The 19,191-nt window shown below is 60.7% G+C and carries 18 protein-coding genes; 7 read left to right on the top strand and 11 right to left on the bottom strand.

What is annotated here, in order from left to right; translation table 11 throughout:
- Positions 1-2 precede the first annotated feature (2 nt).
- Both kdsB and kdsA read right to left on the bottom strand, forming a co-directional pair.
- Positions 3-734, bottom strand: a complete 732-nt coding sequence (gene kdsB / locus Q0K02_RS10405) for a 3-deoxy-manno-octulosonate cytidylyltransferase (RefSeq protein ID WP_294488452.1) — start codon at positions 732-734, stop codon at positions 3-5.
- Positions 731-1,564 (bottom strand): 3-deoxy-8-phosphooctulonate synthase, encoded by an 834-nt coding sequence (gene kdsA, locus Q0K02_RS10400; RefSeq protein WP_294488449.1) that lies wholly within the window; start codon positions 1,562-1,564, stop codon positions 731-733. Before kdsA ends, kdsB begins: the two co-directional genes overlap by 4 nt.
- 230 nt (positions 1,565-1,794) lie before the next feature.
- Between kdsA and Q0K02_RS10395 the strand changes: the two genes are divergently transcribed.
- The gene (locus tag Q0K02_RS10395) at positions 1,795-2,961 is read left to right on the top strand and encodes a glycosyltransferase family 61 protein (RefSeq protein ID WP_294488444.1); all 1,167 of its coding nucleotides are present in this window, start codon (positions 1,795-1,797) and stop codon (positions 2,959-2,961) included.
- On the opposite strand, the gene Q0K02_RS10390 is transcribed toward Q0K02_RS10395, so the two are convergent.
- Both Q0K02_RS10390 and Q0K02_RS10385 read right to left on the bottom strand, forming a co-directional pair.
- Positions 2,903-4,615 carry a M20/M25/M40 family metallo-hydrolase gene (locus tag Q0K02_RS10390; protein ID WP_294488442.1) on the bottom strand — a complete coding sequence of 571 codons (1,713 nt, stop codon included), beginning with the start codon at positions 4,613-4,615 and terminating at the stop codon, positions 2,903-2,905. The genes Q0K02_RS10395 and Q0K02_RS10390 overlap by 59 nt on opposite strands.
- Positions 4,616-4,978: 363 nt before the next feature.
- Positions 4,979-5,845: a UTP--glucose-1-phosphate uridylyltransferase gene (locus tag Q0K02_RS10385; protein WP_294488439.1), complete on the bottom strand. Its 867-nt coding sequence runs from the start codon at positions 5,843-5,845 to the stop codon at positions 4,979-4,981.
- Here Q0K02_RS10385 and Q0K02_RS10380 point away from each other — a divergent pair.
- Complete coding sequence (locus tag Q0K02_RS10380) at positions 5,832-6,038, top strand: hypothetical protein (protein WP_294488437.1); 207 nt, start codon at positions 5,832-5,834, stop codon at positions 6,036-6,038. The genes Q0K02_RS10385 and Q0K02_RS10380 overlap by 14 nt on opposite strands.
- A 305-nt stretch (positions 6,039-6,343) precedes the next feature.
- Here Q0K02_RS10380 and Q0K02_RS10375 read toward each other — a convergent pair whose 3' ends face one another.
- Both Q0K02_RS10375 and Q0K02_RS10370 read right to left on the bottom strand, forming a co-directional pair.
- Complete coding sequence (locus tag Q0K02_RS10375; RefSeq protein WP_294488435.1) at positions 6,344-6,739, bottom strand: NifB/NifX family molybdenum-iron cluster-binding protein; 396 nt, start codon at positions 6,737-6,739, stop codon at positions 6,344-6,346.
- A 405-nt stretch (positions 6,740-7,144) separates the two neighbouring features.
- The gene (locus Q0K02_RS10370) at positions 7,145-9,316 is read right to left on the bottom strand and encodes a heavy metal translocating P-type ATPase (protein ID WP_363315680.1); all 2,172 of its coding nucleotides are present in this window, start codon (positions 9,314-9,316) and stop codon (positions 7,145-7,147) included.
- A 481-nt stretch (positions 9,317-9,797) separates the two neighbouring features.
- On the opposite strand from Q0K02_RS10370, the gene cadR reads away from it, so the two are divergent.
- From cadR to Q0K02_RS10345, 5 genes are all read left to right on the top strand, one after another.
- Positions 9,798-10,286, top strand: coding sequence for a Cd(II)/Pb(II)-responsive transcriptional regulator (cadR, locus tag Q0K02_RS10365; protein WP_294488429.1), 489 nt, complete (start codon positions 9,798-9,800; stop codon positions 10,284-10,286).
- A gap of 178 nt (positions 10,287-10,464) precedes the next feature.
- Positions 10,465-11,079, top strand: a complete 615-nt coding sequence (locus tag Q0K02_RS10360; RefSeq protein ID WP_294488426.1) for a hypothetical protein — start codon at positions 10,465-10,467, stop codon at positions 11,077-11,079.
- A gap of 15 nt (positions 11,080-11,094) precedes the next feature.
- Complete coding sequence (locus Q0K02_RS10355) at positions 11,095-11,664, top strand: hypothetical protein (RefSeq protein ID WP_294488419.1); 570 nt, start codon at positions 11,095-11,097, stop codon at positions 11,662-11,664.
- Positions 11,665-11,824: 160 nt separating this feature from the next.
- Complete coding sequence (locus Q0K02_RS10350; RefSeq protein WP_294488416.1) at positions 11,825-12,871, top strand: ABC transporter permease; 1,047 nt, start codon at positions 11,825-11,827, stop codon at positions 12,869-12,871.
- Entirely contained in the window at positions 12,868-13,692 is an 825-nt protein-coding gene (locus Q0K02_RS10345) for an ABC transporter permease (protein ID WP_294488412.1), read from the top strand. The genes Q0K02_RS10350 and Q0K02_RS10345 overlap by 4 nt, the downstream gene beginning before the upstream one ends.
- Before the next feature lie 387 nt (positions 13,693-14,079).
- Here Q0K02_RS10345 and Q0K02_RS10340 read toward each other — a convergent pair whose 3' ends face one another.
- From Q0K02_RS10340 to Q0K02_RS10320, 5 genes are all read right to left on the bottom strand, one after another.
- Positions 14,080-14,346, bottom strand: a complete 267-nt coding sequence (locus Q0K02_RS10340; protein ID WP_346666425.1) for a glycine zipper domain-containing protein — start codon at positions 14,344-14,346, stop codon at positions 14,080-14,082.
- An 18-nt stretch (positions 14,347-14,364) separates the two neighbouring features.
- Positions 14,365-14,736, bottom strand: coding sequence for a hypothetical protein (locus Q0K02_RS10335; protein ID WP_294488410.1), 372 nt, complete (start codon positions 14,734-14,736; stop codon positions 14,365-14,367).
- 702 nt (positions 14,737-15,438) lie between these two features.
- Positions 15,439-16,404, bottom strand: coding sequence for a hypothetical protein (locus tag Q0K02_RS10330; RefSeq protein ID WP_294488408.1), 966 nt, complete (start codon positions 16,402-16,404; stop codon positions 15,439-15,441).
- Between the two features lie 201 nt (positions 16,405-16,605).
- A complete protein-coding gene (locus tag Q0K02_RS10325; protein ID WP_294488406.1) occupies positions 16,606-17,997 on the bottom strand; it encodes an MFS transporter in 1,392 nt (463 codons plus the stop codon).
- A gap of 1,011 nt (positions 17,998-19,008) precedes the next feature.
- Positions 19,009-19,191: autotransporter outer membrane beta-barrel domain-containing protein (locus tag Q0K02_RS10320; protein WP_294488403.1), on the bottom strand; the 183-nt coding region annotated here is incomplete at its 5' end.

Genomic DNA, 19,191 nt, shown 5'->3' with positions numbered 1-19,191 from the left:
GACTACCCGGCCTTTTCCGTCAGTATGCGGCGCACCGCTTCAAGATCCTCGGGCGTGTCCACGCCCGGCCCCGTGGCCTCCACTTCCAGCACGCGGATGGCTATGCCCGCCTGAAGCACGCGCAGCTGCTCCAGCTTTTCCGTGTTTTCCAGAGGCGAATACGGAAAACTGCCGAAATTCATCAGCAATTCCCGGCGATAGGCGTACATGCCGAGATGTCCGAAATACTGCGGAGCAATCCCCCCGGAGCGCGGAAACGGTATGGGGCTGCGGCTGAAATACAGCGCGTTGCCGTTGTGGGCGCGCACCACCTTCACCAGATTGGGATTCTGCGCCTGTTCCGCGCTTACGGGATAGCAGAGCGTGCCCATCTGCAGCGAAGGATCGTCCAGCATGGCGCGCGCCAGCTTTTCAATGGAAGCGGGCTCCACCAGCGGCTCGTCGCCCTGCACGTTCACATAGACGTCCGCAGGATGGGACTTCGCCACCTCGATAAGCCGATCCGACCCCGAAGGACAGTCGGGACTGGTCATGCAGGCCGCGCCGCCGAACGCCTCGACGGCGTTTGCAATGCGCTCGTCGTCCGTGGCCACCAGCACCTCGTCGAACAGCGAAACCCGGCGCACCCGTTCGTACACGTGCTGCACCATGGGCTTGCCGCAGATGTCCACCAGCGGCTTGCCCGGCAGACGCGTGGACGCGTACCGGGAAGGAATGACGGCAATCATGCTCATGCTCTTTTCTCCTTGGCCACGGCGTCAAAGGCCTTGATGAGGGAAAGGAATTTCGGCAGATCCCTGAGCGCCAGCATGTTCGGCCCGTCGCAGGGAGCCTTGTCCGGATCGGGATGCACTTCCATGAATATGCCGGCCACGCCCACGGCTGCTGCGGCGCGGGCCAGCGTGGGCACGAATTCCCGCTGACCGCCGCTGCACGAGCCCTGTGCGCCCGGAAGCTGCACCGAATGGGTGGCGTCGAACACCACCGGCGCGAATTTCTTCATGATTTCAAGGCCCCGCATGTCCACCACCAGGTTGCCGTACCCGAAGGTGGTACCGCGCTCGCACAGCGTGATGCGCTCGTTGCCCGTGGAACGGGCCTTTTTGAGCACGTTTTCCATTTCCCACGGCGCAAGGAACTGCCCCTTCTTGATGTTGACCGGCTTCATGGTGGAAGCGGCCGCAAGAATGAGATCGGTCTGACGGCAGAGGAAGGCCGGGGTCTGCAGATAATCCGCCACTTCGGCCACGGGCGCGGCCTGCTCGGCGGTGTGAATGTCGGTGAGCACGGGAATGTTCCGGCTCTCGCGCACTTCGGCAAGAATGGAAAGCCCTTCCTTCATGCCCACGCCGCGAAAGCCCGCGCCGGAGCTGCGGTTCGCCTTGTCGAAGCTCGACTTGTACACGAAGGGAATGCCCGCCTCCGCAAAAATTTCCTTGAGCGCGGCGGACACCTCCAGCGCATGAGCCCGGCTTTCGATGGCGCACGGCCCGGCTATGAAGAAAAGAGGCAGCGTGTTGTCGACCGTAAGATACGGCCTGCCGTTGAATGCAAGTTCAAACATGAAAACTCCAAGCCCGTCGGGCGGAAAAGGGAAAAACAACGCCTAGCAGTATAAGCCATGCTCCGGCCGACTTCAAGGGAAGTCCCGAGCTCCTGCGCGCCGGAGATTTATCGGATGACGCGCCTTTTCCGCCTGAGACAAAGGCATGGACGACTTTCTCCATCAGCGATATCATGCAGGACACGTCTGCGGCCCCGCCCTCAACCTTCAAAGACTCTCGGAAGGTCGCCATGCCGAGTTCAATCAAAAACCTCAGGCCCGTCACACTTCAGGAGACGCTTCTCCACGACGTCGTCATTCTTCCCGACAAATACGGATTTTCCGGAGCCTGGTGCGATGGAAAACCCGTCGCGCTGGCGCACATGTGTCGTCGCGGACGCCAGGCCCGCAGACAGGCTCCGTATGAAGCCCCGGTGCGGATTGTGGAGGAACCCTGCATATGGGGCGGACTTTTTCAGCTCCACTACGGGCACTTTCTCATTGAAACCATGCAGAGCCTTTACGCGTTCCGCCGCCATCCCGAAAGGCGCATCGTCTGGCGCAACGCCTCGGCGGGCGACATCACGCCCTGGCAGCACACGCTGTTCCATCTTACGGAATGCGATCGAAACGGCTATGTCTTCGTCAACGAGCCCACCCTGTTCCGCGACATGCTCTTCCCCGTGCCAGGTCTGATGTGCGACGTATGGCTCACTCAGGAACAGGTGGACGCCTTTGCCGTGCATGAATCCGTCGTGCAGAAAGGCAGACGCGTCTGGCTTTCCCGCTCCGCCGTCAATTCCGACAACATCATCTTCACCAACGAGCGGGAACTGGAAGACATGCTCGCGTCGCGGGGCTGGCTCATCGTGCATCCGGAACATCATTCGCTGGAAGAGCAAATCGACATGCTGGGTTCGGCCGAAGTGGTCATGGGCTGCATCGGCTCCGCCTTCCACACCATGCTGCTGCTGAAAAATCCGGGCACGCGGTATATCGTCATCAACCGCATGAACGGCGACGAAGAGGCCCACAATCTTCAGTTCGACCTCATCGCCAAAGCCAAAACGGACAACTATTACGTATGGGAGCCGCCCAAACACGAAGCCCGTCCCCTGCGCCGACGCAAAATTCATCACGCCTGGCCCTGGTACGCCTTTGACATAGAAGCCATACGTCGCGAACTGGACGCCCGGGACGACTTCTGCGGCAATATGGAAGGCTGCCCGGGCATGACCGCCATCAAAGACCGGCAGGCCGTCAACGCCACAGGCAGCCCCATACTGTTCAACATGAACGTCTCCGCCGCAGACCGGCTCTATTACTTCTACCGCTATCTGCGGCGCCGGTGTCGCCCGATCAAGGACGGCTGGACGGCATTTCAGCAGAGCGCGTGGCAGCGCCTTCATCGGAAGTGACGGACAATTTCCGGATCACCCGTTCGAGCATCTTCGGCGCGACGGTGAAGGAGTAGTCCAGCTCCAGGCGTTCCGTGTCCTTGTGCGCGTCCTTGCCCGAAGGCCCCACGGAGGCGATGGGAACGTCGAGCGACATGAGATCCTTCATGGACAGGGAGAAGACCGGTCCCCAGCCGGGCATGTTCTCGGCCAGCGTGTTCAGCTCCTCGGGGCGTCCCTGGAAGCCCATGTAGCTCAGATCCATGATGCCGCTGAAGCAGTCCACAAGACTGACCTGCCCCACGCTCTTTTCGAGATCGTCCAGCACGCCCTCCATGATGGAACGCAGACGACGCTCCTTGTCCGTGACGCGCAGATTGATGCGCTGCGGATAATAGGGCGGCAGGAATCCCACCACCACGGCAGGGCCCTTGAGATTGAGCAGCGACACCAGGTGATCCAGCACCGCAAGGCCCTTTTCCCGCTCATCCATGTCCGCAGGAAGAGCCTCGGCAAAGTCCCGCAGACGCTTTTCCGCCTCTTCCGCGCCCAGTTCCCCGACAAGACGTTCCGTCAGCTCATGCACCGTCACCACGCTCGACTGCCAGTCGGGCACCGGCGTGTCCCTGCGGCCGGAGCGCTGCTGAAAACGACGTCCGGCCTCCTTGATGCCCGCAAGCGTTTCGTCAAGCGCCCGCTGCGCCACGTCGCGGCAGATGTTCAGCATGTCCAGCGGACTTCTGCTCACGGTAAGCACGTTGAAATACGCCACCGCGCGCTCGGGCAACGTCACGGAATACGTGTCGCGAAGATCCTTCAGCTTGAGGCATACCGGAGGCGTCAGGGTATCCGGTCCCGAGCCGTCGATGAGGTCCGGGCAGGCGTCCATCAGGCACACGACGCGCGCGGCAATGGCCGCGGCGTTCACGCCGTCGAAGGCATAGCCCACATGCGCCTCTCTGCCTACGCAGAAAAACAGCGGCATGATCTTCCCCGTGGTGCCCGTGAACAGCACACGATGCGGACGGCTTTCCCCCGTAGTTTTCGACGTCCAGAACGCGGGCTCCCCGGAAAGCGCGGCCACAAGATTCAGACGACGCTCCCGAATGAACGCGCACAGGCCGGAAAGCGATCCGCGCATGCCGACCGAACTTCCCTCTTCGTCGGGCACGGCCAGAAAAAGCAGATTCACGCCCAGCTCGTCACGATGACGGGCCATGTGCGCAAGGTACGCCATGTGAACGGCAAGCCCCGCCTTCATGTCCATGACGCCGCGACCGAAAAGCCAGTTGCCGGAAGCCAGGTCTTCCCGGGCTTCCTCGGGAATGTCGCGCCGACCCACCGCCGCCGTGTAGGCGTCGGCGTCAAAGGCCAGATCGGCCAGATCGCCGCACACGTCCGTATCCACCACGTCGAAGTGCCCGTTCAGAAGCACCGTGCGCGAAACAGGCTCTCCGGCTTCCACAAAGGCAAGCACGGCGCGTCTTTGGAGTCCGCCCTCTTCCACGGGAAGAAAACGAAGAAATTCCGGATGGTCTCTGAAATAGTCCTCTTTGGCCAGCAGAGAAAAAATGGCGTCGGCCGCCTCATTTTCTCCCGGCGTGTGGGATACGCTCCGTATGCGGACCAGCTCCTTGGTCAGGTTCAGCATTCCTTCCCGTGTAAATTCAAGCATGACGCCTCCTTTGGTTCAGGGCCGAACCTATTCCCGGCGACTCAAAAATACAAGGCCGCAGCCGCGGAAAATTCCCGACGGAAAGCGCCCCGCGAAAAACGTTCCGCCTGCTGCCCGCCCCCAAAGCGCCCGTTTCCGGCAGAGTAAGCCTGTTTCTTCCACACACAGCTTTTTCCGCCCGAGAAAAGCCTGTCGGAGCGCCGGTTCCGTTCTGAAAATGGCAGCCGTCCCGGGCTTTTTCCAAGGCCGCGCATGCATTTCCCGCTTCCGGCGCGCCCGCCGTCTTCTGAACCACGGACGCAAAAAAGGCGCGCACGGCAGAATCGTCATGCGCGCCTTCATTATTATCGGCAAAAGCCTGTGCTACTGGTCAAGCAGTTCCTTGAGCGCCTCGCGCAGAGGCTCGTGCAGCTTCTTGTCCTGAAGGCCGAAGTAAATGCCCGCGGTCAGGTAATCGACCCAGTCGCCGGCATCGAAGCGACGACCCTTCATCTTCACGGCGAGCATGCCCTTGTCCTTCATGTAGTCGGCCAGCGCGTCGGTCAGCTGAATTTCTCCGCCCTTGCCGGGCTTGACCTTCGCAATGTAGCTGAAAATTTCACGCGGAAGCACATAGCGTCCCACGATGGCCAGACGGGAATTCATGGAGCCGACGGCGGGCTTTTCCACCATGTCGGTGATGCGGTACACGCCTTCCTCAAGCTCCTCGCCCGCCACCATGCCGTACTTGTCGATCTTGTCGGCAGGCACTTCCATCACGCCGATGGCCGGCATGTTGTACTTTTCCGCGGTCTGCACGAGCTGTACAAGACCGGCGTTGTCGCCCACCATGAAATCGTCGCCCACCATGACCGCAAAATAGTCTTCCTGCACTATGGATCTGGCGCAGCCCACCGCATGACCGAGTCCCAGCTGCTGCTTCTGACGCACGGCCATGACGTCCACCATGGTGGCGGCTTCCTGCACGGCCTTGAGCTGCTCTATCTTGCCCGCTTCGGCCAGCAGTTCCTCAAGCTCGATGTTGCGGTCAAAATGATCTTCCACCACGCACTTGTGACGATTCGTCACAAAGATGACTTCCTGAACGCCGGCGCGCACAGCCTCTTCCACAACGTACTGGATGACGGGCTTGTTATAGATGGGCAGCATTTCCTTGGGAATATTCTTGCTGGCGGGAAGAGAACGGGTACCCCATCCTGCAACAGGAAGAACGACCTTGCTTACTTTCATGACGACCTCACAGAACCTTGGAAAAAGCATTGACGGCTTGTGCCGTTTTCCGGAACAACGCGGAATCATCCGCTTGAAAGCATGCCCGACGCGCCTGCCGCGCGGCAGGCCTCAACGCGAAAGTCATTTTTATCGCAAGAAACGCCTTCCGCTGCATTATCAATCAGATACGCTCAACATGCTCTTCTTTTGAGTCCAAGCTACACTTTTTTTCCGCTTACGTCCATATGTTCATACAAATGTAAAAAGGATGAAACAAAAATTTTTTTGCCTGTAACAGGCGCAACATATTGATGGTACGGTCCGCCCCGTCCCTTCGCCTTCTTCTATTCCTTATATAAAAGCATGGAAAACAGCAGAATGTTTCCGTTCGTCGACAAAAAAGCCCGGCCTTTTCCCTGACATGCCTGACCGCAGACACGGCATGACCCCGGAAAAGAGACGCTCTTCCGGGGTCATGTTCAAAAAATTACAATTTACGGTTTCCAAGCGGCAACATCAGGCCTGGTGATGTCCGCAGCCGCCGCGGCACAGATTGGCGGAACCGAATTCCTGCAATCTGCCGTCGATATACGCCTGCAGCACTTCCTGCACGGTCAGAAAACCGGTAGCGTAGAACACCTGCATGCCCATCTGATGCATGGCGTTCAGCGGTCCCATGCCCATGCCTCCGGCAATGAGCACCTTGACGCCTTTGCCCGCCAGCGCCTGCACGGGCACAATGCAGCCGCCCTGCTCATGTCCCTCGTTGTATTCAATGGAAACGTCGAGAATCTTTCCGTCCTGAATGCGGGCCACGGTGTAGGCGTCGCAGTGGCCGAAATGCGCGCTGGGTCTGGCGTTGAGTCCGGCGGGAGCATCGGAAGGAACGGCAACAAGAACAACTTCAGACATGGTAACTCTCCTCTCGGTTGAAATCGTAAACAACGCGACATCGCGGATGATCTGCCTGCGCCCGACCGAAACGTCGTCCTCTGCGGGCCGCCGACGGAACAGGCGCTGCACGCTCCGGTTCCGCCGGGGCTTCCGGCGCAGATCCGCCCGCAGCTTCCGCGGCGTTTTCACGTGCCGCACCCCGGCGAAAAACTCCGGGGCCTTGCGCCGAAAAAGCTTCGACAACACGGACACGGCTTCCATCCGCATGCAATTATGCTCAAATGAGTAAATAAATCTTCCCCGGACTTTCATCAAGAGGGCAAGGACTTTTTTATGCGCTCCGCCGCCTCAGAACGGCAACAGGGGCTTTCGGCGGTTCTCAGACCTTCCGAAAGCCCCTGTCCGTCAAAGGTCGGGCGCGTCCTACTCCGCAGGATTGCCCGCAGCCCTCAGACCGTTGGCCACCACAACCAGCGCGGTGCCCACGTCGGCGAACACGGCCATCCACATGGTGGCGCATCCGGCAAAGGCCATGGCGAAGAACAGCGCCTTCACGCCCAGGGCCAAAGCAATGTTCTGCACGAGAATGGCATGCGTGGCACGGGAAATCCGGATGAATCTCGGAATCTTGCGCAGATCGTCGTCCATGAGGGCCACGTCGGCCGTTTCCATGGCGGTGTCGGTGCCGCCGCCAGCCATGGCAAAGCCGATGTCCGCACGGGCAAGCGCGGGAGCGTCGTTGATGCCGTCGCCGGCCATGCCGGTATGACCCCAGTTCTTTTCCAGTTCTTCCACGGCGCTCAGCTTGTCTTCAGGCAAAAGACCCGCACGAAATTCGTCCACGCCCGCCTGTTCCGCCACAACCTGCGCAACCTTTTCATTGTCGCCCGTCAGCATGACCGTGCGCACGCCGAGCTTCTTGAGGTCGCGCACCGCCTCCACGCTGCTTTCGCGGATGGTGTCGGCCACGGCGAACACCGCCACGGCCTTATGCTCGTCGGCCAGCGTCACCACGGTTCTGCCCCCGGCTTCCAGCGCCGCGGCGCGCTGCTTCAGTTCGTCGGACGCCATGCCGGCCTGATCCATCATGCGCAGGCTGCCGAGGCTGTAGCGAACGCCGTCAATGACGCCCCGCACGCCCTGTCCGGCCACGGCTTCAAAGTCTTCCACAGGCAGAAGCGTCTTGTGTTCTTCTTCCGCCTTCTCCGCCACGGCGCGGGACACGGGATGATCCGAACGTCCGGCCAGGCTCGCCGCAAGTATGAACGCCTTCTGTTCGTCGCTGCCGCCGAGAGCCGCCACGTCCGTGAGTTCCGGCTGACCGTGGGTCAGCGTTCCGGTCTTGTCTAGGGCGAGGCAGCGCAGCAGACGTCCCTGTTCCAGAAACATGCCGCCCTTGACCAGAATGCCGTTTCTGGTGGCGGCCGCCATGCCGCTGACCACGCTCACCGGGGTGGATATCACCAGGGCGCAGGGGCAGCCGATGACCAGAAGCACAAGGCCGGTGTAGATGGAATCCAGCCATTCTCGGCCCATGAAGAGCGGCGGAACCACGGCCGTGAGCAGCGCGAGCAGAAACACGGCAGGCGTGTACCAGCGGGCGAAGCTGTCCACCATGCGCTGCATGGGAGCGCGACGGCCCTGCGCGTCTTCCACCGCATGAATGATGCGGGCAAGGGTGGTGTCCGAAGCGCCAGCCGTCACCTCAAATTCCAGCGAGCCGGACGTGTTGATGGTGCCTGCAAACACGGTGTCGCCCCCGGTCTTTTCCACGGGCACGCTCTCGCCCGTGATGGGAGCCTGGTTCACCGCGGAGTGACCGGCAACGACAATGCCGTCCAGCGCTATTCTCTCGCCGGGCTTCACGCGCACGCGCCGGCCGGGCTGCACCTGCCTGATGTCGAGCTCCGTCCACGAGCCGTCATTCTGCTGCACCGTGGCCGTTTCGGGAGACAGGGCCAGGAGCTTGCTGATGGCGTTGCGGGCTCTGTCGAGCGCGCGGGCTTCGATGGCTTCGGACACGTTGAACAGCACCATGACCATGGCGGCTTCCGGATACTGACCGATGAGCACGGCGCCCGTGACGGCCACGGACATGAGGGCGTTGATGTTGAGGTTAAGGTTGGAAACGGCCAGCCAGCCCTTGCGGTAGGTGCCGAGGCCGCCGAGCAGAATGGCCGCCACGGCGAAAATGAGCGGCAGCGCGCCCACCAGGGAAAAGCCCTCGGCCGGATGCGCGATCACGCCCCATTCGAGCGCGAACTCCATGCCTTCGGAAAGCGCGGCGAACACGCCGGCCGCCGCCAGCTTCTTCCACGGAATGGGCGTGGATTCAAATTTGCGCGGCGCAGCTTCGTTCTTCTGTCCGATCGGCTCGGGAATCATGTCGATGGACGAAAGCGCTTCCTCGATGACCGCGGTGGAAGCAAGCTCGTGATGCACGGTAAGCACGCGCTGCATCAGATTGAATTCAAGGCCGGTGATGCCTTCCACGGACGCCAGTCTCTTGCGGATGAGCGCCTCTTCCATGGGGCAGTCCATGTTCTTGATGAGGTACACCGCCGTGGTGTCCGAGGCCGCCGCCGCGAGAGACATGTCCACGGGTTCGGGATCCTTGTGCTCATGCGGGCAGCAGCACCCGTGATGCTCGTGACCCTCGTGGTCGTGTTCATGGACATGATCGTGCGCATGAGCATGGTCATGATCTTCGTGATGATGCTCGTGACGGCCTTCCTGCTCCACGGAGGAGAAGGGACGCAGCGTAAAGTTGCTGCAGGCGCACGCGCCGCTTCCGGAATCGGGATATATGAGGTTGTCCTTCATGCTGTTTTCTCCTTGTTGAAATCAAGGTAGTGTCTATAGCAGCTATAGAGTCAACACGTTTTTTCATTTTTTTTGAAAATCTTTGTCGATTTTTGCAACACACTGAACGACAAGGATTTTTTTGCAATCATTTCTCGATTTACGTCAGGAGCCGCCCGTTGCTTCCAAGCGGCCGAGCAACGCGGGCCTCTTGACTCGGCAAACGGCATCCTTACCATGAAGGCTCCGGCTCGAACAGGAAAAGGAGGACGACATGCCTTTAAAAATAGGAGAGCTCGCCAGACTGTCAGGCTGTCAGGTCGTGACCATCCGCTATTATGAGAAGGAAGGACTGCTGCCCCCGCCGGAACGCACGGACGCCAACTATCGCCTCTACAGCGACGAAGACGTGGAGCGCCTGCACTTCATCCGGCGCTGCCGCCTGCACGGCATGAATCTCGCCGAAATACGGAATCTTCTGGCCTTCAAGGACAATCCCACGGTGAGCTGCGCCTGGATCAACGAACTCGTGGACAAGCACATCGCCGACGTGGAAAAGCAGATCGCCTCGCTCCAGCATCTCAAGAAACATCTTGAGGCGCTGCGCCGCACCTGCGCGGGCGATCATGTACAGGGCTGCGGCATCATCGACAGTCTGGATCACGGCAATCCCTGTGCCTGCTGCGAAGAGGGGCACTGTGCCCTGAACGACTATCCCGCCGCCTCTGCCGCGCCGGGGAAAAAGCGTTCGCGCGCGCACTGAGGCTGTCTGTCCGCGCTTTTCCCCGCGCCTTTCGGAGTGCGCCGCCTGCGCCCCGTCCTGTCCGCAAAAGCCCGGGCCCGAGCTTGTCCGCGCAATACGCCCTTGCGCGCGCTGCCCGCTTGTCGTACCATTGCCCGGCCTGCGGGAAGCTCCCTTCCCGCTCAAAAGGAAGGAAAATATGAGTTTTCTCAAAGCAAGCACCAGCTTCACGCGCTTTCGCATCATTGACGACGTTCCCGCCGAACTGTGGCCCGCCATTCCCGAAAAGCTCCGTCAGTTCGCCTTCATGGACATCGACGACATCGCCGAGGAACGGGCCTTCGGCTGGACCAATTTCGACGACATGCTCGATACCGAATGGAAGCTCAGTCCGCCGGAAAAGGCCGACTACCTGACCTTTTCCCTCCGGCTCGACACGCGCCGCATTCCGCCCGCCGTGCTGCGCAAGCACACGCGCATCGCGCTGCGCGAGGAAGAGGCCCGCATCAGGGAACTGGGCAAGAAGTTCATTCCCCGCGACCGCAAGAAGGAAATCGGCGAACAGGTGAAGCTGCGCCTCATGGGGCGTTTTCTGCCCATTCCCGCGGAATTCCAGGTGGTCTGGAATACCCGCACGGGCCGCGTGCATTTTGCCTCCACGCAGACGAAAATGATTGAAATGTTTCTTGAACTCTTCACCCGCAGCTTCGATCTTCGCCTCGAACAGCTCGTTCCCTGTGCGCTGGCGCTCTCCATGTTCGGCGAACAGTGCGCCGACAAGCTCGACGCCGTGGAATCCACGCACTTCATCTAACCGGGGGCATCGAACATGGCAGACATCGGCTACATCGGAGAAAACACCGATCTTGTTCTGGGGCAGGAATTTCTGACCTGGCTGTGGTTCCGCAGCGAAACCGGCAACGTGTTCCGCATGGAATCGCCGGAGCACAACGGCGAGCCCTTCACCGTGGCCATGGAACAGCGCATCGTGGTGCGCGGCGGCGAAGGCGAGAATCAGGAAACCGCCACCGTGGTGGGCTCCTTCTCGCCCCTGCGCGAGGCCAGACTCGGCCTGCTCACCGGCAAGCAGGTGGTGCGCGCCCTCGTGCGTCTGGAAAAGGACGGCATGGACTGGCAGGTGACGCTGAAGGCCGAAGATTTCAGCATCAATTCCCTGCGCACGCCGCCCATCTCGAAGGAAGACGCTTCCGAAGACCCGGACGCCGTTTTTCTGGAAAAAATGTATCTGATCGATCAGGCGCTGGACATGCTGGATGAAATGTTCCGTCAGTTCCTCAAGCTGCGTCTGACCCCGGCCTCGTGGCAGGCCGAAACCAAAGCCGTGGCCGAATGGATGCGTCACGACATAAGTCAGGGAACCATGCAGCCCGGAGCCTGACATTCACGGCCGTTTTCCACGCACAGGCAGGAAGGCGGCCGTTTTTCCGCAAAAGCGTCCGACGAAAGGCGCTCCGCAGGCATTTTCCCGACCAGCCGCCGCAACGCACCTCGCTTTTGCACGAATTTCACAACTTCCGCTTATTGAGGAGCAGAACGCAATGAAAGACGCTCCGACTTCCGGCGACGTCGCCGCCTCCCGCTGGCGGGCGCTCGCCGTGCGCGCCGCGCGCAAGACACTGTGGATGCTGCTGGTGCTCTGGGGCATCACGCTGGTGAGCTTTTTCGTGATCCACCTTGCGCCCGGCACCCCCACGGACATGCAGACCAGTCTGAATCCGCTGGCGGGCGACATGGTGCGCGAACGCCTGAACGCCCTCTACGGACTGGACCGCCCGCTCTGGGAACAGTACGTGGACTGGCTCGGCCGCCTCGTCCGGCTGGACTTCGGCATTTCCCTCTCCAGCGACGCGCGCCCCGTCATGGAAAAAATCATGGAACGCATGCCCCTCACCGTCGGCATGAACGTCATTTCCCTGCTGCTCACCCTGCTCGTTTCCATCCCCATCGGCATCGTGTCCGCGGTGCGGCGGGGCTCCCTGCTCGACCGCGCGCTCACCGTGCTGGTGTTTCTCGGCTTCGCCATGCCGAGCTTCTGGCTGGCCATGCTGCTCATGCTCTATTTCGGCATTGATCTCGGCTGGCTGCCGCTCTCCGGCCTCACCTCGCTCGACTATGCCCAGCTCTCGCCCCTGGGAAAGGCGCTGGACATCGCACGGCATCTTACCCTGCCCATTCTTGTGGGACTTGTGGGCAGCATTGCGGGCACGTCGCGCTTTCTGCGCTCCTCCATGCTTGAGGTGCTCCGGCAGGACTACATTACCACGGCCAGAGCCAAGGGCCTGCCCGCAAGGCTCGTCATAGGCAGACACGCGCTGCGCAACGCGCTTCTGCCCGTCATCACCATGCTGGGCCTCTCCGTGCCCGGACTCATCGGCGGCAGCGTCATCATCGAAACCATCTTCGCCCTGCCCGGCCTCGGTCAGCTTTTCTACACGGCCGTCATGGCCCGCGACTACCCGCTCATCATGGGCAATCTCGTGCTCGGCGCGGTGCTCACCCTGCTCGGCAACATGCTCGCCGACGCAGGCTACGGGCTGGCCGATCCCCGCATCAGAACCTCCGCCCGTCAGGAGAACAAGGCATGAGCATCTCCCTGAAAAGACACGGCATGTTTCTCACGGGGCTGACCATCGTGCTCGTGATGAGCCTTCTTGCGCTGCTCGCGCCCTGGATAGCCCCCTTTGATCCCGCGGCCCTGAACCTCGATCAGATTCTCATGCCGCCCTCGGCCGAGCACCTCCTCGGCACCGACGAACTCGGGCGCGACGTGTTTTCCCGTCTGCTTTACGGCGCGCGCGTGTCGCTGTGGGTGGGCTTTGTCGCCGTGGGCATATCCACGGCCATCGGCATAGTGCTGGGGCTGGCTTCCGGCTACTTCGGCGGCTGGACGGACGAACTCATCATGCGCGGCGTGGACGTCATGCTCTGCTTTCCTTCGTTCTTTCTCATTCTTGCCGTCATCGCCTTTCTGGAACCGAGTCTCACCAACATCATGGTCGTCATCGGACTCACGTCGTGGATGGGCGTGGCGCGCCTCGTCCGCGCGGAAACGCTGTCCCTGAGGGAACGCGACTTCATTGCCGCGTCAAAGCTCGCCGGGGCTCCCACCTCCCGTCTTCTTTTCGTCCACATTCTGCCCAACGCCCTCGCGCCGGTGCTGGTTTCGGCAACGCTCGGCGTGGCGGGAGCCATTCTCGTGGAATCCTCCCTGAGCTTCCTCGGACTCGGCGTGCAGCCGCCCGACGCAAGCTGGGGCAACATGCTCATGGACGGAAAAAATACTCTGGAAATAGCGCCCTGGCTTTCGCTCTACCCCGGCCTGGCCATCCTCATCACGGTGCTCGGCTACAACCTGCTCGGCGAAAGTCTTCGTGACATGCTGGATCCCCGCCTGAGAGATCGCTGACCGGCATCGGCCGCGCGCCTTTTTCACCTGCGAGCGCCCGCGTCCCCGGGACGGAGAATTCTCGAACCCGCAAGCGCAAGGCAAGGCGCGCCCGGCAACACGCTTGCTGCCCTGCCGAAAAGCCGCGCGGTGCTGCCTCAAAGCAGCCTTTTCCCTGATGCGGCGGACGCCGACGCCGGTCGCAAGGCTGCGCACCAGACGTGCGACAGACGCAAAAAAAGCCCCTTTCGGGGGCTTTTTCAGTCTTTTCTGTCGGCCTCGGAACAGCGCATGTCTGCATCATGCCGTTCCCTTCCTGCGGCTTCCCGCCGGAAACGCCGACCTGTCATTCATCGGAAGCGAACCTTGCGGCTCCTTTCCCGGATCCTGTCTCATGACATGTCAACACTACCAGCGACGGCCATGATCGTAATAATCATTCCGTTCCTGCTGATGGCCGTAAATGCCGCCGGCCAGGGCTCCGAGTCCACCGCCGATGAGCGCGCCCGTCGTGCCGCTGCCGCCGGTAAGAGCACTCAGGCCGCCGCCGATAAGCGCGCCGCCGGCGGCTCCGCTGAGCGCGCCCTGCTGCGTCCTGTTCATATTGGTGCAGCCCATGGAGCCGAAGGCCATAACGCCCACCAGAAGTACAACAACGGGAAGTTTCTTCATCATACTACTCCGAGAAACATCTCACTTTTTATAGGCCGGAGCCATGAACTCATACCAGAGAACATCAAACACCGGTCGTTCCGCATCCGAGGGATGGGCGGCATACCAGTCGTCGAGATTCTTCTGAATCTGCTTCCAGTTCTGATCGCCGAAAGCCTTGATCCAGGCCGCAACAAACGGAGAAGGCTCCGTTTTCTGTCTGTCGGCGACAAGCTGTTCGATCGCCACGGTGCTCGACACCCCGTACAGGAAGGCCAGCTTTTCCGAGGTGGTGGAAACCGTCCACTGCTTACCGGTAAGGTCGGCCGGGCCGGCCTTGGCCTCAAGAGCGGGAACAGTCAGGCCGCAGATCAGGAGCGCGGCGCATGCGCACTTGAGAAAACGAACTTTCATAGGCAATTCCTCCGGCTGATGACGTATTGACGAGCCCTCATATGGGTCGTCTGGGATCGGGCCTCAATCCGGGACGCGGAGCTCCCGGTCTCGGAGCACCCGGACGGGGAGCGGGTCTCGATCCAGGACGCGGCGCAGGCCTGGGCCCGGGTCTGCCGGGTCTGGGAGCGGGGCGTCCGGGTCTCGGCGCAGGTCTCGGTCCGGGACGTCCGGGTCTCGGCGCGGGACGCGGCCCCGGTCTGCCCGGGCGGGGAGCAGGACGAGGGCCAGGTCTGCCGGGCCTCGGCGCGGGAGCGCCCGGACGGGGAGCGGGCCTGCGGGGAGGCGGAGGCGGCGCAGCTTCAGCCTCGCGGGGCAGCAACGACGCCGTCATGCCGACGGTCAGCATACTCACCAGAGAACAAAGAAAGGTACGTCTATCCATATGTTACCTCTTCCTGTGCAGACTGGACAGGATCCTTTCTAGGGTGATAGCGCACAGCCCCCTGTTATGCAAGAGTCGCGCAAACGAGCCACACATCGAAAAAAATACACGTATTATACTGTTTTAATACGATATATCACGCCATTTTCTCCACAGTGCTCTTTGTAACAAACTCCTGCGAAATCCTTCTCTTCCCTACGTTCAGCATTACCGCGAAACCATGGGAAAAGCCATGATAGAGCCCTTTGTACGCCTCAAATTTCTGCCGGAAAAATTTTTCATCGCTCTTCGGGGTACTGTTCCATGCCGCCCTGAAGCCACAGCGTGCCGGTCACATCGTCGCCCACCTGCGGCACGAAGCCTTTCAGCACGTGCTCCGCCGCGTAAAGATAGCCCCGCACCGAACGTTCTCCCGAACCGGAAAACAGCGTGAGCATGCGCAGAAAACGCCGTCCCATGAACTCCACCCACTCCGTGCCGAGCACCGGAACCTGAAAGGCCCACATGCTCACCACCTCCGTGGGAAACAGCATGCCCACCCCGTGCGTGGATACGCTCTTGGGCGCAAAGTCGGCCGCCTTCTTCTCCGGATGGGCGATGAGAAACGCCTTCAGCGCCTCGTCATAGGCGGGCGTTCCCTTCTCAAGCGCAATATCGACATGCCGCGCCTGCTCCAGCGAAAGCGCCAGTCCGGCCATATGAAACTCCGCCCGGCTGCCGAACTGCAGCTGCGGAACATGCTGAAAGAAGCCCGCCAGAAAAAACGAAAACGGCGCGCCGGTGACAACAGCCCTCGTGGCCACCACGCCGGATATGCCGCTGGTCCAGATGTGCGCCTGCTCAATGACGGAAGGCACCGGCAGACCTTCCAGCGCGGGATATCCCCCCACGAAATCCGCCTGTCCCTTGCCCTGCGTCATGACGATGTGCGAATGAATGCCTATGCCGCCGCTCACGGGCGAGGCCAGAAGAATGACGCTGCTGCCGTCCTTGCGATGCATGACGGGGCCCTGCGCCGAGCTTTTTTCAAAAAGCTGCTGCAGCGCTTCGACATATTCTCGGCTTCCGCCGGGGAAAAAGGCGGACCACACGTCGCCGAGGCCTTCAAAGTGTCTGCCCATGAAGGCCGAAGACGGCCCTTCGTTGTCCGGCGCGGAATCACTGGACGTGTTGTTTCTCAGGGGAGGCTGCCTGCTTGCCGTGCTGCTGCCCCTGCCGCCGAAAAGTTTGCCCAGAACTCCCATACCTTCTCCTTTTTCGATGTTCCCCGAGCCATGCCCCCGGACCGCCGCACGGGCACTTCGGTCCGGCAAAACGCCGCACTAGAAAACGAACATGCGCAGCGCCTGCGAATCCGGCATTGCGATGACTTCCCTTCCCCGGCATGGGCCGGGGCCTTCATACTCCGGCATGCTACACGTCAGAAGAACGACGGGCAAGCTCTTTTACCGATGATGCCGCAACGCGCGCAGACTGAGTCCCACACCCAGAAGATTGAGCATGCCGAACAGCAGCAGCGTGTAGTGCATGGCGTGCAGGAAGAGTCCGGAATTTTCATGCGTCACGGCGGTGTCGCCCATGAAAAAGCCGATCATCCAGGCCATGATGATGTGACTCATCAATCCGCCCATGGTACGAAGACATCCGAACAGGCCCGAGGCCACGGAAAGCTGTTCCTTGGGCACGTTGCCCAGGGTGGCCGTCATGTTGGGAGCCACAAAGAACGCAGCCCCCGTGCCGAGTGCCGCCTGACTGACCACGACCTGCCACACGGGACTGCCCTCTCCCAGCAGCATGAGGCTCAATATGCTCAAACCGCACACCATCATGCCCGAAGTGGAAATGATGCCGGGGCGATACTTGTCGGCCATTCTTCCGGCCACGGGCGAAAACACCGTCTGACACAGACTCTGCATCATGAGGATCATGCCGGCATGGAAGGCGTTCAGGCCGAGCACCTGCTGAAGATAGAGAGAGAAAAACAGGGAGAGCCCCTGAAAGGAACCGTAGTTGATGAAGGTCGCCGCCATGCCGTCGGGAAGTCCCGGGACCTTGGCCAGTATCTTCAAGTCGAACATGGGATCGGCGGACGTCCATTCTCTGCGGACAAACGCCATCAGTATCAGCACGCCCAGAGGCAGCAGGCCCACCACGGCAGGATGCAGAAACGTACACGTTGCGCCCATGGTCATGCAGGCAAGGCCCAGCGCGCCCAAAAATGCGCTCACGACGTCGAAGGAACGGCCGGATTTTTCCTGCGTTCCTCCGGGAATGACGTGATGCAGCAAAATAAGTTCCGCCAGACCCAGCGCCGCGATGAGGAAGAACACCATGCGCCAGCCGGAAAGTTCCGTAATGCCGCCGCAGGCCAGCGGTCCGATGGCGAGTCCGAGGTACACGGCCGACACCACAATGCTTATCACCTGACCGCGGATATGCGGCGGCGCAAGCGTCACGCTGAGCGTTGTGACGGCGCAGGAAATGGTGGCGGCGGCAACGCCCTGAGTAAAACGCAGGGGAATGAGCACCGACATGGTCGGAGCAAGGCCCATGAACACACTGAAAAGGCAGAAGCATCCCACGCCCGCCAGCAGGGTGCGCTTGACGCCGAATATGTCGGCAATGCGACCGCTCAGCATGTGCGATATGGACTGCCCCAGGTTATAGCACACCATAACCAGCGAGAGCATGACGGCCGGAGCCCCCAGGGATTCACCTATGGACGGAAGTATGGCGGCCACGCCGCTCATGAGAAAAGGCGCGAACAGATTGCCCGTCCAGAGGGCGGCAATAACGGCTTTCAAATGCAGAGACGAGGTGTTTTCGGCTTCGGACATGACGAACCTCCCTGCAAAAACCTACGCCAAACCGTCATTGGTGAAAAGAAAGCCCGTCATCTTCGTGAAATAACGATCAATACAATAATCTTCTTCTGCTCCGCAACACGATGCAGCATAACCGCCGCATTTCTGATCCATCCACATCCTTTTCCGTCTGATTCTTCTGCATAACCATGCATTGCCGTCAAAACATCGTGCCGACAGTCCGACCATTTCCGCGAAAGACGGCAGACCCGACAAAAGCACAAACGACAAGCTGAGCCTGCAAGGCTTCCGCAACGCGCCTTCCTCTATTCAAACAATCATAGATCGCCCGGCATGTTCCTTCGATTACCGCGTTTTTCTCGTCGGTCAGGCCTCCCAGAAATCCGCCCCTGGTTTTCCTTCTTATCATCGTTCTTTAGTTCACATAATCATGATGTTTCTTCACGTTCCTCCGCAGCTCTTCGCATGGTCGGAGAATACCGACAGCGCGCCTCGTCACCAAAACATCCCGGTCACCTCCGAACGCTCAGGAAGCGACTTTTCGCCCTACTGCACTGTCAGCATCATGAAAGCTGTTCTCATTTTCCAACACGGCAACGGCTCCCCTCCCCCGCTCACATTCTCCAGAAAACTCCCGCCGCCGACAAAAAAATCTCCCCTCCTTCGGCATGCCGTCCGAAGGCAACGGATCTGCGCTTCTCCTCCCGCATAAAAAAGCTCCGGCCAAACGAACCGGAGCCCTTCCCTTGTTTGTTTTGGCAGCATCACTGCAAGCGCCTTACCTGAACTCGACGAAAGGCTGCGCAAGCAGAACGCAACTCTGCGGAGCCCGACCGTGGGCCTTTGCCGGAATCACGGTCGAGAAGGAAGGAGGCAGAAAAGCGCGGAGCTGGTCTTACGACATCAGTCTTTCCCGTTCCTCCTGTCCCGCCGAACCGGCGAAGCCGGGAGGCGGAAACATGGGGGCGCGGGGGAGATTATCTCCCCCGCATGCCTTTCCTGTCTTTTCTGCCTTTCCTGCCTTTAGAACTTCCAGCTTATGCCGACGCTGACGCTCTGGTCGGTTTCGTGGGAGGAAGCCTGCACGCCGTAGTTGAGACCGAGGGCGAAGTTGCCTTTTTCGGCCTGCACGCCGAGGGTTCCGGCCCAGCTCGTGGAATCCATGATGCGGGTATTCACGCTGTCGAGCGCGCCTATGCCTGCATA

Origin of the sequence: uncultured Mailhella sp., assembly GCF_944324995.1 — a bacterium.
Lineage (GTDB): Bacteria > Desulfobacterota > Desulfovibrionia > Desulfovibrionales > Desulfovibrionaceae > Mailhella.
Note: the sequence above shows the minus strand (reverse complement) of the source record. Positions and strands in the feature narration are given on the sequence as shown.

What these genes read in the sequence shown, in the direction of transcription:
- Q0K02_RS10395 (WP_294488444.1), top strand. Translation starts at nt 1,795, where the DNA reads ATGCCGAGTTCAATCAAAAACCTCAGGCCCGTCACACTTCAGGAGACG.
- Q0K02_RS10355 (WP_294488419.1), top strand. Translation starts at nt 11,095, where the DNA reads ATGGCAGACATCGGCTACATCGGAGAAAACACCGATCTTGTTCTGGGG.
- Q0K02_RS10370 (WP_363315680.1), bottom strand. Translation starts at nt 9,316, where the DNA reads ATGTCTCTCGCGGCGGCGGCCTCGGACACCACGGCGGTGTACCTCATC.
- Q0K02_RS10325 (WP_294488406.1), bottom strand. Translation starts at nt 17,997, where the DNA reads ATGTCCGAAGCCGAAAACACCTCGTCTCTGCATTTGAAAGCCGTTATT.
- Q0K02_RS10345 (WP_294488412.1), top strand. Translation starts at nt 12,868, where the DNA reads ATGAGCATCTCCCTGAAAAGACACGGCATGTTTCTCACGGGGCTGACC.
- Q0K02_RS10390 (WP_294488442.1), bottom strand. Translation starts at nt 4,615, where the DNA reads ATGCTTGAATTTACACGGGAAGGAATGCTGAACCTGACCAAGGAGCTG.
- Q0K02_RS10330 (WP_294488408.1), bottom strand. Translation starts at nt 16,404, where the DNA reads ATGGGAGTTCTGGGCAAACTTTTCGGCGGCAGGGGCAGCAGCACGGCA.
- Q0K02_RS10335 (WP_294488410.1), bottom strand. Translation starts at nt 14,736, where the DNA reads ATGAAAGTTCGTTTTCTCAAGTGCGCATGCGCCGCGCTCCTGATCTGC.
- cadR (WP_294488429.1), top strand. Translation starts at nt 9,798, where the DNA reads ATGCCTTTAAAAATAGGAGAGCTCGCCAGACTGTCAGGCTGTCAGGTC.
- kdsB (WP_294488452.1), bottom strand. Translation starts at nt 734, where the DNA reads ATGAGCATGATTGCCGTCATTCCTTCCCGGTACGCGTCCACGCGTCTG.
- Q0K02_RS10375 (WP_294488435.1), bottom strand. Translation starts at nt 6,739, where the DNA reads ATGTCTGAAGTTGTTCTTGTTGCCGTTCCTTCCGATGCTCCCGCCGGA.
- Q0K02_RS10350 (WP_294488416.1), top strand. Translation starts at nt 11,825, where the DNA reads ATGAAAGACGCTCCGACTTCCGGCGACGTCGCCGCCTCCCGCTGGCGG.
- Q0K02_RS10360 (WP_294488426.1), top strand. Translation starts at nt 10,465, where the DNA reads ATGAGTTTTCTCAAAGCAAGCACCAGCTTCACGCGCTTTCGCATCATT.
- Q0K02_RS10340 (WP_346666425.1), bottom strand. Translation starts at nt 14,346, where the DNA reads ATGATGAAGAAACTTCCCGTTGTTGTACTTCTGGTGGGCGTTATGGCC.
- kdsA (WP_294488449.1), bottom strand. Translation starts at nt 1,564, where the DNA reads ATGTTTGAACTTGCATTCAACGGCAGGCCGTATCTTACGGTCGACAAC.
- Q0K02_RS10385 (WP_294488439.1), bottom strand. Translation starts at nt 5,845, where the DNA reads ATGAAAGTAAGCAAGGTCGTTCTTCCTGTTGCAGGATGGGGTACCCGT.